Here is a 255-nt window from a genome sequence, read left to right on the forward strand (position 1 = left end):
TGGTGGAAGCTGCCCGCCATGAGGCCGGCGATCGTCAGGCCCGGGATGATGAACTTGAAGATCGTGATGGCGCTGTTGGCCCGCGCGAACAGCTTCACACCCCAGTAGTTGAGCATGAAGTAGATGACCACGAGGATCGCCGAGAGCCCGAGGCCTGAATGCGTCAACGATCCGTCGACGAACAGCGCATGCGCCCACTCATAGGGCCAGGTGCTCATGTACTGGATCGACGCTTCGGCTTCGATGGGAATCACC

At 60.4% G+C, this 255-nt stretch carries 1 pseudogene; it reads right to left on the reverse strand.

From position 1 onward, the window contains the following. Nucleotides 1–255: pseudogene (locus tag VSR34_RS39250) on the reverse strand (amino acid:proton symporter); the annotation flags it as partial.

It is taken from the genome of Paraburkholderia sp. JHI2823, assembly GCF_038900695.1.
Classification (GTDB): domain Bacteria; phylum Pseudomonadota; class Gammaproteobacteria; order Burkholderiales; family Burkholderiaceae; genus Paraburkholderia; species Paraburkholderia mimosarum.